This window comes from endosymbiont of Lamellibrachia barhami (assembly GCF_011947365.2).
Taxonomy (GTDB): Bacteria; Pseudomonadota; Gammaproteobacteria; order Chromatiales; family Chromatiaceae; genus QGON01.
The window spans coordinates 1,342,932-1,355,213 of record NZ_JAAVSH020000001.1 but is presented as its reverse complement, the minus strand read 5'-3'; the positions used below and the strand labels follow the sequence as shown (position 1 = coordinate 1,355,213).

Below are 12,282 nucleotides of genomic sequence, written 5' to 3'. Positions count from 1 at the left end.
TTGTTGTGCTTCGTTCAGTTACGTATTTGCTCGGCGGGGCGCCACTCTACGAACACTTCCGCAGCAAGCGGCGAGAATCAAGCCGATAGATTGAATCAACCAGATGAAGGTAGCTCAGAAAAACAGCAGATAGTACTGATTGGCCAAGAACCGACTGTCTACCCGGCAGTTAGCCGGGTAATTCAGCCGACATCAATGAAAGAGGGTCCATCAGCTGCGGGCTGGCAGCACATGGCCCGTTTTTGCCAACATGGTATTCACCGCCTTTTGCAGGCGTTTTGGGGTCGAGGGCTACAGCAGCCGTTGGCGCCCATACGCTTGGCTTTATCCTTTTTTGATCTGCGCTTTCCGGTGGTCAACGCTGATGATCGGCGTCTCCGCATAGTGATCCAGACGGCGCAATTTGCTGACAAGACTGATACCGTTCATATTCGGCATATTGATATCACTCAGTACCAGATCAACGGCACATTGTCGCGGGCAAACTGCATCGCTTGTATACCATCCTCGCCAGCAACACTTCGTGCCCATCGCAGCTAAACACGCACCAGTTCCCGCATCACTTTCTGATCATCCACCGCAGGAATTTTCGCCATCTCCGGACCCCGTTTCACTAGAGAATTGAGTTTCCTCATATATCGTCGGATGGTGGAAAAACTTTAGGGCGCGGCTCCCTGCCCGAAAACTCCGTAGATGTTGAATCGTGGCGTAGGCCCGATCAAGCGTAGCGGATCGGGCAATCCTGGTTGGAGAGGGAGCATGAGTGTTGCCGGTTCCGCTACGCTTGAACCGGCCTTCTCCAGTATTGTCATTGTTGCACTGGCCTGGATGCGCTGAACGGTTACCCGCAAACAACTCAATAGCTGAATTTCTTCAAGACCTTATAGCCAAACTCCGGTTTCCAGCCCCAGGAGTAGTTACGCAGATCCTTTAGTGCCGCCTGCTCCGCCTGAGCCGCAGATCCGGCGCTGTAACCACAACCGTAGCTGGTTCTGGGTTTTCCGATGGCACTCTTGTAGTCGGTTTGTACTATGACCGCATGGGCGTGGGGGAGATTTGTGTTGGCCTGGGGATGGGCATCCTGATACTTTTTGTGCCAGCCCTGCTCACGCAATCGGGCCTTGGCTTTTTCAATTGCGTTGGCGACACTTTCATCCTCTCCCGCAACCCACTCAATCGCCAGGGAGTCTCCCAGCTTTTTTACCACCACACAGGCGGCCCCGGCCTGGGCAGTCTGCCCGGCCAGCAACAGTGCCAGGCCAATCAGATATCCACTCATCTGTCGCATGGTTTTTTCCGTCGTCAGGATTCAACTTTGCTGGGCTTCCAAAGTCTCCCAGCGATCGAATGCGGTTTCCAGTGCCTGTTCCAGCCCTATTAGCTCCTGCTGCAGGCCGATAACTTTGTCACCACCTTGCTGATAGACTTCAGGATCACTCAACTGCTGCTGGACAGCCCCAATCTCTTTCTCAATGGTTTCAATCCGTTGCGGCAGAGCACCCAACTCACGCTGGTCTTTATAACTGAGCTTTCCTGCCCCCTTTTTCGGCGGGCTCGGCTCAGACTTTACCGCTTTTTCTGCGGAAGCAACCGGCAGAGCCTGCTGCTGTTTGCGATGGCGGTCCCAGTCACTGTACCCTCCGACGTACTCGGCGATCCGGTTTTCCCCCTCAAACACCAGGCAGGCAGTGACTGCATTATCGAGAAAATCCCGGTCGTGACTGACCAGTAGCAACGTCCCCGTAAAGTTGATAAGCAGCTCTTCGAGCAGTTCCAGCGTCTCCACATCCAAATCGTTGGTAGGCTCATCGAGCACCAGCACATTGGCAGGTTTTGTAAACAGTTTGGCCAGTAGCAACCGGTTGCGCTCACCGCCGGAGAGGGCCTTCACCGGGGTGCGCGCCCGTTCCGGGGTAAAGAGAAAATCCTGCAGATAGGAGATGATGTGTCTGCTGCTGCTGCCGATTTCGACCTTGTCGCTGCCACCACCCACATTATCCTGTACCGACAAATCCTCCCGCAGTTGGCTGCGCATTTGATCAAAGTAGACCACTTCCAGATTGGTCCCGAGCTTCACGCTGCCGCTGTCCGGTTGCAGCCGCCCGAGCAGCAGATTGAGCAGGGTGGTCTTACCGGCGCCATTGGGGCCGATGATGCCGATCCGGTCACCCCGCATGATGGTGGTGGAGAAACCTCTGATCACCGGCTCTCCCTCCCATGCATAGCTGATGTCATCCACCTCCACCACCAGCTTGCCGGAGCGCTCGCCCGCCTGCAGCTGCATCTGTACCTGGCCGGTTTCACTCCGCCGACGGCTATGCTCATCCCGCATCGCCTTCAGTGCCTTCACCCGCCCTTCATTCCTGGTGCGACGGGCCTTGATCCCCTGACGGATCCAGACCTCCTCCTGCGCCAGCTTCTTGTCGAAACGGGCATTCTCCAGCGCCTCGGCATTGAGCATCTCCTCCTTGCGGCGCAAAAAGTTGTCGTAGTCTCCCGGCCAGTCGGTCAGGCGCCCCCGGTCGAGCTCCAGAATCCGGGTGGCGAGATGACGCAGAAATGCACGGTCATGGGTCACAAAGAGCAGCGCCCCACCGTAACCGAGCAGAAACTCCTCCATCCAGTCGATGGATTCGATATCGAGATGGTTGGTAGGTTCGTCCAGCAACAGCAGATCAGGTTCGATCACCAGCGCCTGGGCCAGCAGCACCCGTCGTTTGAGTCCACCGGAAAGTGCCTCGAACTGCATGTCGGGATCCAGCGAAAGTCGGGAGATTACCGTCTCGACCCGCTGTTCCAACTGCCAGCCATCCCCTGCCTCAAGCTCATGCTGAACCCTGGCCAGGGGTTCGAGCAGGGTTTCGTCACCCGTCTCCGCAAGACGGGTGCTGATCTGATGGTACTGTTTTATCACTTCAGAGAGCACCCCGATGCCATTTGCCACCACATCGAAAACAGAGCCCTTCAGCTCTTTTGGCACCTCCTGCATAAGGCGTGCAATACGCACACTGCCACTGACCACCCGCTCACCGTCATCAGCGGTCAGCTCTCCAAGAATGATCCTCATGAGGGTCGATTTGCCGGCACCATTGCGCCCAAGCAAACAGATACGCTCACCCCTTTCAATGGAGAGATCCACACCGTCCAGCAGCAGCGGGCCGCCAAATCCAAGTTGTATATTTCTCAGTCTGATCAGCGACATCGATTCACCGTTGGAGATTGGCGCAGAGAGCTATCGACCCACCGGTCGCGCCAAAGGAAAAGTCGGGTAGTTTAACAGGCTTGAAGTGGAATTAAGGACAGAATGGCATACGGGGAATGATAAAGCTGAAGACAGCGCCACCATCATCGGCATTTTCCGCCCAGATGCGGCCCCGATGTCCATCGATGATCTCATGGCATATAGCCAGACCCAGACCGGTGCCGCCCGCACCATTATTGGTCTTGCTGCTCTGGATAAACTTATCAAACACGGCCTCAAGTTCATCTTCCGGGATTCCTATACCCTGATCCCGAATGGTGAAACGCAGTGCATTGCAATCTTTACTATCGTCTTCCCTCCGCCCCATAGGGATTTCATCAGAAACGATGGTGATGTAGATAGCTTTTCCGTCAGGCGTGAATTTAAAGGCATTGGATAGTAGATTGGTAATCACCTGGCCGATGCGTAACGCATCGAAAGTTGCCAGCGTTGAGCCTTTTATCGGGTCGATGAAGACCCTCAATTCATGCTCCTTGAATCTGGTCTCCTGTTCTGCGAGACAGGTATTGAAGACTTTTTCCAAGTCATTCTGTTCCAGGTCGAACTCCATGTGCCCGGCTTCCAGTTTCGACAAATCGAGCAAATCGTTCAGCAGTGTCAGTAGCCGATTGCCGCTCTCATTGATACGCAAGAAGTATTTGTTCAGCTTTTGATCCACCTCCACTGGGACCTTATTGAGGCCAAATTTGGAGAAGCTCAGGATTGCGTGCATCGGTGTACGCAACTCGTGGGACATGTTGGCAAGAAATTCCGACTTGCTCTGGTTTGCCCGCTCAGCCGTCTCCATTGCCTCTCGCAGATCCCGGGTCTGCTCCGCCACCAGTTCCTGCAGGTGATCACGATGCAGCCTGACTTCACTCTCCTTCTCTTCGAGCAGTTTCAATGCCTTGTCCAGACTGCGGGCATGGCCCTCCGACTCCACCAGACTGATCTGACCCTGCCAGTATTCGGCAGCAATACGATGACCAACCAGAAGAATAAATCCCCAATAGATACCGGCATAGACCACCATCAGATAACCCAGGGTATCGCCCTGAATCCCTATATAGAGGCTGATTATTATGACCGGCATCCAGATCAGGGCGAGAAACATGTTCCAGACTTTCGGGAACTGCGTCATCGTACCTATCGCTCCGCCGCTCATGCCAGCCGTGGCGATCAGCATGACGAAACCATCTGCGCTGAGCCCGGCGACGTAAAGAGCAAGCGCGGAGAAGAATCCCAGCAGAAAGCCGCTCGCCAAACTCCAGAAAGTGTATCCACTGCGTGATTCGACCAGCCTCTCATCGGCAATCAGGGAGAGTCGTTTCGAGTAGATATAACGAATGCCGCTGGCGAAAAGCAGCATCAGGGCAACAGGTCCCATGATCTGCAGCTGACTTCTGAGAAGCGTACTGCCGATGAGGATAAATGAGACAAGCGCAGGGTAGGCAAAAACGATAATGCCGGCCCGGCTCCCCATGTCCCGGCTACCGCGATCATTGACCTGGCGTCTCAGTTCAGACGAAAGTTCAGATGCGATATGACTGTTTGAAAAGAAATCAGGCATGGCCCTATCTATCTCCTGCCGACCTGCCTACTGTCGCCCGACTTCAGATTCGACCGCATCGAGGAGCAGATCCATCTGGTCGATAATCCGCTCAACGCCACTCCTGCTCACTCCCTCGGATGAATCATTTGCATTCCGCATGTCAGACAGAATATTCCGCGTCAGATCCTGCATCCGCAGCAGTGTCTCACCCTGCCTTTGCAATCGCTGCTCATTGTCGATTCCGACAACTCTTGCATTCGATATCTGCAGCATTATTTCCAGATTTTTTTTCCAGCGAGCATGCCTATTCACGTCTTCTACCGGCATATTCCTGATCAATACGGAAACACCGCCGTATTTGGCCAGTGTGCGGCGTCCAAAATCGATGAAACGTCCATCATCCGGCCCCATCTCCAGCACTTCCTGCTCCAATGGACCGACATCGCCTTCATGGGAGAGGTAGAGATCACCGTCTTCACCCTCTATTCTCAACACAACTCTCAGTCCGTAACACTCGAACATATCAAGCATGCTCTTGCCGAGATCGGCTCGACTGTTCAACGGGTAGGCAGCGCCTAAAAAATGGAGGAGTGCTTCAGCTTCACCACTGACAGACAGGGCCGTTTGCGCCACATCCAGGGCATCAGTTGAGGACTGCTGAAGCGAATCGAGTTGGCGCTTGGCAGCAAGCGCAAGCTTGACCTTGATCAGGAGTTCCTCATCGTCGAATGGTTTCGTGACGTAATCATCACCCCCTGCCCGATAACCCGCCAATCGCTCTTCCAGTTTGGAGTAGGCGGAGACGAAGATGACCGGAATATCCGAGGTATTGGGTTCTGCCTTTAAACGACGGCAGGCCTCCAGACCGTCCATCCCCTGCATATTGACGTCAAGCAGAATCAAGTCAGGCGGAGCGGCATTTGCCTCGTCCAGGCAGGCACGGCCACTACTCACAAGCGTCAACTCAAACTGATCTCCCAGAATCTCCTCGAGAATCTCCAGGTTCTGTGGTTCATCATCCACCCCGAGAATCCAGAATTTATGATCACCTTGCCCTGCAGCCATATCTCCTCCATTGCCATCAGGCATGAGCACGCAATAAGGCAGCTATGGTAGCATCAAGAAACTGCCTGACTGGGCAGTTTGCACCATTTCAGATGAAATCGGGAAATAAATTCAGGCTTTTTCTCACCCTGATATCTGCTATCGTGCAACCTGGCCCCCACACTCGGGAAAAAGCAGGCGTTTGATCTGCGACAGGGCTTACCAGCCAACTTAACATACCGTCGGAAAAGCCAACATGGTAAAAAATGTCACATTCAAAGAGGCCTGGGATGGTACTGCAGACTGCAAAACCTGTGCGCTCAGGGAATCGGTGCTTTTTGCAGGGCTGGACGAAGAAAATTTTGAACAGATACACGATCCTATCGATCAATACACGCTTCCGATAGGGTCCACTCTCTATCGCGCCGGCGACGTCGGCGACCGCATGTACACTATCCGTTCCGGAGTACTCAAACTGGTACAGTACCTGCCTGACGGCAGCCAGCGCATCGTCCGTCTGATCCGGGCCACGGATGTCACTGGGCTGGAGTGCCTGCTCGGAGAAAACTACAAGCACGATGCCGTCGTCCTGCAACCGACTGAAGCTTGCAGCCTGCCGGTCAAAGTCGTGGAAAAGCTGAGCAAAGAAAACCCAAAACTTCACCGGGAATTGCTCAACCGCTGGCAACGGGCCCTCAACGAAGCCGATGCCTGGCTCACTGAACTCTCAACCGGATCCGCCAAGCAGCGTGTGGCAAGATTGCTACTGCGCCTGGTCAGTGATGCGGAAAACAGCGAATGCCAACTTTTCGCCCGTGAAGACATGGGCGCGATGTTGGGCATTACCACTGAAACCGCCAGCCGCACCATCGCGGAATTCAAACGACAGAGTCTGTTGGTAGAGACCAGCAGCAACCATTTCCTGCTCGACATCCCCAATCTGCAACGTATCGCCGAAGATTGATTATTTTCAATGCCTCCAGCCGGGATGACACTTAGCATTCCCACTGTCCTGATTGATAGATTTTTCTGGACGGAAACATACTAGACGGCTTGGAGTAGGCAAGGTGAAGCAAACACTGCTGGAAGAGACTTACCCTGTTTTTCAACTGGAGATCAAACGGTCGGAGTGCCGATTCAGTGCTGTAGATGAGATAGTTACCCATATCAGGCAACAGATAGAAGCTCATCGAAGCGCCCGCTTCATCGCAGTTTTTGATCATTTCGCCCATACGACCGCCCTACCGGAAGGTCAGGTTGCTGAAGAGATTACTGCAGCGGTCAACATCGTTTTCTGCTTCGGCCTGACGCTGCAAGACCCCATGCAGCTGGCGGTGCGTCCCCGTTCCATCGGCGTCTGTGAAACCGACGGGCATTTCATTATCACCTTCATGGAAGCCCCCATGCCTGTCGCCAATGCGGCTATGGAGGAGTGGGCCAGATCACTCGTTTCAAACCGGGCGGCCGCCTGAGGTCATTATGAAAATCGGTATCACCAGCCAGAATTTCCGCACCGTCACCGGTCATGCCGGAAAAACCCGCCGTTTTCTGGTGTTCGAGCAGGACGATAGTGGTCAGATAGTCGAAGGCGAGCGGCTGGATCTCCCCAAGGAGATGAGTATGCACGAGTTTCGCGGCAGCCAGCATCCCGTTTTTGAACTGGACGTGCTGATTACCGGGGGCTGCGGAGAGGGTTTCATTCGCCGCATGGCATCACAGGGTGTCCGGGTCGTCGCCACCAGCGAGACCGATCCACATACTGCAGCCACCAAGGTTGTTGCAGGGGAGGCATTGCCGCCCGCCGAACCCCACGACCATGACCATAACCACGATCATCATCACAATTCGGTAATGCCCGGCTAACAGGTTCGTCTCGAATAGTAGTTTGAGCTGCCTGATCCGCTGCGCTTGATCAGGCCTACATTGACATCTCCAGGTCATCAATGACCTTGTCGATACCCGCTTGGGCGCATGCCTCATCGGTCTTGCCCGAAGGCGCCCCACTGACGCCGATACCACCCACCAACTGACCACCCACCTGGATTGCCAGACCGCCCGCAGACATCACCAGCCCGTCGATGCGGCCAATCGGCGTATCGGCCCGATCACTGAGTTGAGAGGTTGCCGCATTGAAGTTAACGGCGGTAAAGGCCTTTTGCCGGCTGATCGGCACGGTGATGGGAGCGGCAATGGTATCTCTGAGCACGACCTGTACCGTTCCCTCACGATCCACCACGGTGGCGGCAATCTGGATACCCTGTTCGCGGCAGACCGCAACTGCACCCTGGGCAATGGATGTTGCCACCTCCAGGGTGAGGCGTTGTGTCGATACCAGAAGTGTGGGTTCTTCATCCGCCGGGGCAGCTTGGGACAGAACCAGGCCCGCCGTCGCCAATAACAGTTTTTTTGCAGATTTTCTCATTGCCTTCTCTCGGCTGATTATTGAATAAGAGCGTCATGGTGCGCACAGCGCACCCTACCATCTCTGATTTGCAGGGAAAATCAGGAAGTTTTTTATGCGCCAAAAAAGGGACGGAAGGATGAGTATCCCCTCCGCCCATATTTCTGGTTTCCTGGAACGCTTATGCAGCAAGTTTAGGTAGGCTCTCCTGGTGGGGGGACATAATCGTCTGGTGGGACACTATCGCCGCTCACAGCATCATCCCTCTTAAAGCAAGGCCACTGGTCGTTGGCACAGGAGATCGCCAAGCCGGCGGCTGCGCCGCCCAGGATCGCCCAAAGCCAGGGAAAATCTTGAAAGCTCGCTTTCGAGGCCTCGGGGGTCGAGCTTGATCCTCCTTCGCCGCCGGGAGAATAGGCAAGCGTCTGACCGCGCAGATCAATCGAACCCGCACCGGCTCCAGTCATATTGAAATCGAGTAGTGGCGCCATACGGAAACGCGACGTCCCCCATTGCACTCTTTTCTCATTCCACAACTGCCGGGAATCATAGTCGAGCCGAAATCCGAGCCGTTCTTCACCGCTGTTCCGGGAACTACTCTGCCCAAAAGGCACATTCACGTAGAACATCACGCCCGGATCGAACATGGACTCCGCCATGGCCGTGGAGTGCACGCCTAACGTGGCGACCGCCACCAAAGATATCAGTCTCATTCTGTTCAATGTCTTATCCTCCGCTTCTGTTTCCGCTCCCGCCAAACAGCGGGTACCGGTTTTTTGCCGACGTGCTCCTCTCCCGGGAACTCGCCGCCAAATTGGGTGATAGCACCCAAATTCTCACCTTATTCGAATCGCGTCCCACCTGGTTTCACTGCCCGGCCACGACGCTCTCCTGCTTTACGTTTTCACATCTCGATAGCACCGCCGTTTCGGGCAATTCACCGTACATCTCGTCCGCCAGCTCCCGTACAGCAAGCCGAGCCTCCCGCTCATCAACCTCACTATCCAGCGGAAACAGCGCCAGACCCGCATCCATGAATCTGTCTACCGGCTTTCTCAGTCGCACTTTGAATCCGTTCCAATAGAAGAGGTTGCCCAGACGCTGATCACAGGTGAAACGACGATGCAGCTCCTCTTTCAATGCGTTGAGCAGATAGATCTCGCTCAGTGTATGTCTGGTACTCAACAACGCCACCCGCTTTGATGCAACAACAAGATCTGAAGGCATCAACAGTCCCTTGCCGGGGATCTTCAGCCAATCCAGCACCACTGAAACCGAACGATTTGGGCGATTCGGAGGGAGCTCGAAACGTTCTGCGCCTCCCGCCTCCAGCGCCAACGCGATGAATTCGGTGCAGTAAAGATTTTTGTGTTCAGCGTAATTGAAATAGGGGTCGAAAGGCGCCTCCTCACGGAGCTGCGTCCGGACGTAGTCCGCAATACGCTCCATGTCCAGGCCCGTTGGTTCGTAGATCGCCACGTGATGGTAACGCCGGACAAACCGCCCAAAAGGAATACGCTGCACCTTGCCTTTGATCACATCCGTTGGTGGAAGGCCAGTCAGGTTGAAGCCGGCAACGCCCGTGATGTCGTAAACATAGGGCGAGCCGTCATCGATTACCAGGATGCCGGCATGAAGGTAAGGAGGGTAGGACTCGGGGATCAGGGTAATGCCCATATCCATGATGCCGCCGGAGCCGATCACCACCACCTGACCGGAAACCAGGGGCAAATTGAGAAACTGCTGCGGGTCCTCACCGGCCACCTGCCAGGTCTTGAAATCCTGCCGCGTCGGATTGGCGCAGGCGGTCAGTAAGAAAACAAGGGAAAGCAACAACAAGCGCACTACTCAGTTCCCCTTGCCGGCTGTTTCGGAACTGCGGCTGTCACGCGCTTCCGATGAGAAGTTGTTCGGCTGGCCCGCGAGGGGTTCGAGCAGCTCCGCCTTCACCTCCGGCGGCAGACTCACGCAACCGGACAGCGCCGGCAGCGACACCAGAAAAATACAGAATAGACCTGCTTTCACTACCTCTCGAGCCATAACGGTTTCCCTGACCTAAGGTTGTCATGCAAGTGAAGACTATCTTTCGGCAGGCATTATAACAAAAAACCTACTTTAAGTACGGCTATTAAATTATTGATGGGTACATAGGAGATAATTATTAATTCATCCGTCCTCTTCTACTTGCAGTGCGACGGTGTAGAAAACGTTGAACACTATTCTCCCTGTAGATTTCGCCCGTAGCGATCCTTCACATATCCATCCACAATCCCCATAAACTGCACCGCAATATCAGCTCCCTTTAGTGTAGTCACCTTCTCCCCATCCACAAATACCGGCGCAGAGGGACTCTCTCCGGTACCCGGCAGGCTGATACCGATGTTGGCCTGCTTGCTCTCTCCAGGTCCATTGACCACGCATCCCATCACCGCCACCGACATCTCTTCCGCTCCTGGGTATTGCCGGCGCCAGACCGGCATCTGAGCACGCAGGTGGCTCTGCACGTCCATGGCCAATTGCTGGAACAGAGTACTGGTGGTGCGCCCACAACCGGGGCAGGCCACTACCATCGGCGCAAAGGCCCTTAGTCCCATCGACTGCAGGAGTTCCTGGGCAACCACTACCTCCTGGGTGCGTGCGCCACCGGGCTCCGGCGTCAGGGAGATGCGGATAGTGTCACCAATCCCCTCCTGCAGCAGCACCGCCAACGCAGCCGTGGAGGCAACGATCCCTTTGGAACCCATCCCCGCCTCGGTCAACCCGAGATGCAGGGCATAGTCACTGCGGGCGGCCAGTTTCCGGTAGACGGCGATCAGGTCCTGCACACCGCTCATCTTGCAGGAGAGCACGATATGATCTCTGCCGAGACCCAACGCTTCCGCCCGGCGTGCGCTGTCCAACGCCGACTTGACCATGACTCGGGTCACCATCCGCATCCGCGGATCGGCCGCACGGGCATTCTCATCCATCATGCTCGCTACCAGTCCCTTTATCCAGACTGGCCCATGACGGGATACGTACCGGCTGTCCGTCGGTGCGCTCGATCATGATGGTACCGGTGTCACGTTTCTCCCGCTACCATTCCCAGGGTTGATGCGATATTTCCAAAGCCTGCGCGCATTCGGGAAAATCTTCAACAGACGCAGGCCGTTGAAGTGAAAATTCCCAATCAGCGGGACACCCAACCCCTGCTTGTCCAGTGCCTGCGTATTGACGGCACCGCTTTGGCTGCCTCATTATTGACCGTACTGCACTAGCTCCGACCCGGCCCGGGCCAGTTCCGCCACCTGTCTTACGGTGGCGTCCACATCCGCCGTGTCGGTATTGGTCATCGACTGCACGGAACAATAGGAGACAGACCACCATTTCTTATGAACTGCTGCTAGAAAACCGTGGTCTGTCCCGAAGAATGGCACTAAGTACCAGAAGTGGCACGGAAAACGGGGAAACGTGGTACGTCCCCTATTAATACGAGCGTCGGCTTTACCCGATGGTTATGTGCCTTATTTAACCAGTATGAACTTTTTACCTTGTACGGTATAAGTTTTGTCTTCACCACTCGCCTGTCTCAATTGGCGTTGTACCGACTCACTATTAACGTAACATTTAAATTCAAGAAAATATAAACCCTCTTTGTCGACAACAACGCAAAACGGAAATATCTGAGTATTTCCTTTTTCAAGTATCCAGTGATTTTGGACACCTAGCTGATTGCTATCAACATCTGCACCAATTAACGCAGTACCCACAGTCTTTTCGACGTCAAGGCTCTGCGGGTAGTTCTTTAGTCTGAAGCCTCTGAACGTTTTAACACCCATTAGATCAATGCGAATATCATGGTTGCTGCCATTCGTTAATGACACTTCCGCATTAATTAATTTGTTATTATCTAAAGTGCTTGTGCACTCAACATTTATATTGCATGAAATATTAAAGTGTGGAGAAAGTGACTTTTCAATGCTTTTTAGTTGAGCACTTGATGTTTCCCTCTCTTTTTTTATGCGATAAACATAAACAGCCCATACGCCACCTACAACTGCAGCT

At 54.4% G+C, this 12,282-nt stretch carries 14 protein-coding genes and 1 pseudogene; 4 read left to right on the top strand and 11 right to left on the bottom strand.

The window, feature by feature from the left end:
* Positions 1–324: 324 nt before the first annotated feature.
* Positions 325–429, bottom strand: coding sequence for a response regulator (locus tag G9Q73_RS20385; protein WP_246345539.1), 105 nt, complete (start codon positions 427–429; stop codon positions 325–327).
* Between the two features lie 264 nt (positions 430–693).
* Here G9Q73_RS20385 and G9Q73_RS19190 point away from each other — a divergent pair, with 264 nt between their 5' ends.
* Positions 694–837 carry a hypothetical protein gene (locus tag G9Q73_RS19190; protein ID WP_177418998.1) on the top strand — a complete coding sequence of 48 codons (144 nt, stop codon included), beginning with the start codon at positions 694–696 and terminating at the stop codon, positions 835–837.
* 19 nt (positions 838–856) lie between these two features.
* Here G9Q73_RS19190 and G9Q73_RS06080 read toward each other — a convergent pair whose 3' ends face one another.
* The 4 genes from G9Q73_RS06080 to G9Q73_RS06065 all read right to left on the bottom strand — a co-directional run bounded on the left by G9Q73_RS06080 (position 857) and on the right by G9Q73_RS06065 (position 5,858).
* Positions 857–1,288, bottom strand: a complete 432-nt coding sequence (locus G9Q73_RS06080) for a hypothetical protein (protein WP_177418997.1) — start codon at positions 1,286–1,288, stop codon at positions 857–859.
* Between the two features lie 21 nt (positions 1,289–1,309).
* On the bottom strand, positions 1,310–3,202 hold the full coding sequence (locus G9Q73_RS06075; protein ID WP_177418996.1) for an ATP-binding cassette domain-containing protein: 1,893 nt from the start codon (positions 3,200–3,202) through the stop codon (positions 1,310–1,312).
* 91 nt (positions 3,203–3,293) lie between these two features.
* Positions 3,294–4,811, bottom strand: a complete 1,518-nt coding sequence (locus tag G9Q73_RS06070) for a sensor histidine kinase (protein WP_177418995.1) — start codon at positions 4,809–4,811, stop codon at positions 3,294–3,296.
* Positions 4,812–4,838: 27 nt separating this feature from the next.
* Entirely contained in the window at positions 4,839–5,858 is a 1,020-nt protein-coding gene (locus tag G9Q73_RS06065; RefSeq protein ID WP_177418994.1) for a response regulator, read from the bottom strand.
* Between the two features lie 235 nt (positions 5,859–6,093).
* On the opposite strand from G9Q73_RS06065, the gene G9Q73_RS06060 reads away from it, so the two are divergent.
* The 3 genes from G9Q73_RS06060 (at position 6,094) to G9Q73_RS06050 (ending at position 7,700) form a co-directional block, all read left to right on the top strand.
* Positions 6,094–6,801 carry a Crp/Fnr family transcriptional regulator gene (locus G9Q73_RS06060; protein WP_177418993.1) on the top strand — a complete coding sequence of 236 codons (708 nt, stop codon included), beginning with the start codon at positions 6,094–6,096 and terminating at the stop codon, positions 6,799–6,801.
* 103 nt (positions 6,802–6,904) lie between these two features.
* Complete coding sequence (locus G9Q73_RS06055; protein WP_177418992.1) at positions 6,905–7,309, top strand: DUF6858 family protein; 405 nt, start codon at positions 6,905–6,907, stop codon at positions 7,307–7,309.
* 7 nt (positions 7,310–7,316) lie between these two features.
* Complete coding sequence (locus G9Q73_RS06050) at positions 7,317–7,700, top strand: NifB/NifX family molybdenum-iron cluster-binding protein (RefSeq protein WP_177418991.1); 384 nt, start codon at positions 7,317–7,319, stop codon at positions 7,698–7,700.
* A 55-nt stretch (positions 7,701–7,755) separates the two neighbouring features.
* On the opposite strand, the gene G9Q73_RS06045 is transcribed toward G9Q73_RS06050, so the two are convergent.
* From G9Q73_RS06045 to G9Q73_RS06020, 6 genes and pseudogenes are all read right to left on the bottom strand, one after another.
* Positions 7,756–8,259 carry a GlcG/HbpS family heme-binding protein gene (locus tag G9Q73_RS06045; RefSeq protein ID WP_177418990.1) on the bottom strand — a complete coding sequence of 168 codons (504 nt, stop codon included), beginning with the start codon at positions 8,257–8,259 and terminating at the stop codon, positions 7,756–7,758.
* Between the two features lie 173 nt (positions 8,260–8,432).
* The gene (locus G9Q73_RS06040) at positions 8,433–8,951 is read right to left on the bottom strand and encodes a hypothetical protein (RefSeq protein ID WP_177418989.1); all 519 of its coding nucleotides are present in this window, start codon (positions 8,949–8,951) and stop codon (positions 8,433–8,435) included.
* 154 nt (positions 8,952–9,105) lie between these two features.
* Positions 9,106–10,083: a C40 family peptidase gene (locus G9Q73_RS06035; protein WP_178941477.1), complete on the bottom strand. Its 978-nt coding sequence runs from the start codon at positions 10,081–10,083 to the stop codon at positions 9,106–9,108.
* 3 nt (positions 10,084–10,086) lie between these two features.
* A complete protein-coding gene (locus G9Q73_RS06030; protein ID WP_177418987.1) occupies positions 10,087–10,278 on the bottom strand; it encodes a hypothetical protein in 192 nt (63 codons plus the stop codon).
* A gap of 176 nt (positions 10,279–10,454) precedes the next feature.
* Positions 10,455–11,611: pseudogene (ispG, locus tag G9Q73_RS06025) on the bottom strand (flavodoxin-dependent (E)-4-hydroxy-3-methylbut-2-enyl-diphosphate synthase).
* A gap of 130 nt (positions 11,612–11,741) precedes the next feature.
* On the bottom strand, positions 11,742–12,282 hold a 541-nt coding region (locus G9Q73_RS06020; protein WP_177418986.1), incomplete at its 5' end, for a hypothetical protein.

Excerpts from the sequence above, each read along its gene's own strand:
- G9Q73_RS20385 (WP_246345539.1), bottom strand. The coding sequence starts at position 429 with ATGAACGGTATCAGTCTTGTCAGCAAATTGCGCCGTCTGGATCACTAT.
- G9Q73_RS19190 (WP_177418998.1), top strand. The coding sequence starts at position 694 with ATGTTGAATCGTGGCGTAGGCCCGATCAAGCGTAGCGGATCGGGCAAT.
- G9Q73_RS06080 (WP_177418997.1), bottom strand. The coding sequence starts at position 1,288 with ATGCGACAGATGAGTGGATATCTGATTGGCCTGGCACTGTTGCTGGCC.
- G9Q73_RS06075 (WP_177418996.1), bottom strand. The coding sequence starts at position 3,202 with ATGTCGCTGATCAGACTGAGAAATATACAACTTGGATTTGGCGGCCCG.
- G9Q73_RS06070 (WP_177418995.1), bottom strand. The coding sequence starts at position 4,811 with ATGCCTGATTTCTTTTCAAACAGTCATATCGCATCTGAACTTTCGTCT.
- G9Q73_RS06065 (WP_177418994.1), bottom strand. The coding sequence starts at position 5,858 with ATGGCTGCAGGGCAAGGTGATCATAAATTCTGGATTCTCGGGGTGGAT.
- G9Q73_RS06060 (WP_177418993.1), top strand. The coding sequence starts at position 6,094 with ATGGTAAAAAATGTCACATTCAAAGAGGCCTGGGATGGTACTGCAGAC.
- G9Q73_RS06050 (WP_177418991.1), top strand. The coding sequence starts at position 7,317 with ATGAAAATCGGTATCACCAGCCAGAATTTCCGCACCGTCACCGGTCAT.
- G9Q73_RS06045 (WP_177418990.1), bottom strand. The coding sequence starts at position 8,259 with ATGAGAAAATCTGCAAAAAAACTGTTATTGGCGACGGCGGGCCTGGTT.
- G9Q73_RS06040 (WP_177418989.1), bottom strand. The coding sequence starts at position 8,951 with ATGAGACTGATATCTTTGGTGGCGGTCGCCACGTTAGGCGTGCACTCC.
- G9Q73_RS06030 (WP_177418987.1), bottom strand. The coding sequence starts at position 10,278 with ATGGCTCGAGAGGTAGTGAAAGCAGGTCTATTCTGTATTTTTCTGGTG.